The sequence below is a fragment of the Mycobacterium sp. E2238 genome (assembly GCF_001672665.1).
GTDB lineage: Bacteria > Actinomycetota > Actinomycetes > Mycobacteriales > Mycobacteriaceae > Mycobacterium.
In genome coordinates, this window is the sequence record NZ_LZKF01000032.1 from 1 (window position 1) to 653 (window position 653).

Here is a 653-nt window from a genome sequence, read left to right on the forward strand (position 1 = left end):
CGGCGCTGTAGGCCAGCTCGCGGCTGTCAGCCGAGAGATCCCCCGCGTGGGGCATCGCGATCGTGGACGGCGCGCCCGGACGGGCTGTTCCTGGTGGGCTCGGACGTCGACATTCCGTACATCAAGCCGGCGCTCGAAGCGGTGACGTCGCTGTCGGTGACCACGCCCGAGGAACCCGAGATGGCGTTGGCGCGGGGCGCGTCGCTGGCGGCGGCCAACGCGCAGTTGGGCGCGCCGTCCACGATCGCGATGCCCCACGCGGGGGATCTCTCGGCTGACAGCCGCGAGCTGGCCTACAGCGCCGAGTCGACGACCGGAAAGTCGCGGGCGACCGGCACCGACGGCGAGTCCGCCGCACACTCGCGCGAGCGACGCAGCCGGAGATCGGTGCTTGCCGTCGTCGCCGCGACGCTGATATTCGTCGGCGGTGTCGTGGCGCTGGCCGTGGCGCTGGCCGTCGACATCCGGCCGCACGCGCCGCAACGCCCCGACATCACCCAAAACGTTGTGGCCCCGACCAACCAGGCTCCGCCGCCGCCAGCCGCGATCCCGCCGCCGCCCGCGTCCGTCCCGCCCGCGCCGGCTTGATGTACGGAATGTCGACGTCCGAGCCCACCAGGAACAGCCCGTCCGGGCGCGCCGTCATCGATTCG

1 protein-coding gene is annotated in these 653 nt (G+C 72.9%); it reads left to right on the forward strand.

Annotated elements, in window-relative coordinates; all coding sequences use genetic code 11:
* The first annotated feature begins 93 nt into the window (after positions 1-93).
* Positions 94-588 (forward strand): hypothetical protein, encoded by a 495-nt coding sequence (locus A5711_RS02740; RefSeq protein ID WP_197520728.1) that lies wholly within the window; start codon positions 94-96, stop codon positions 586-588.
* Positions 589-653 lie beyond the last annotated feature (65 nt).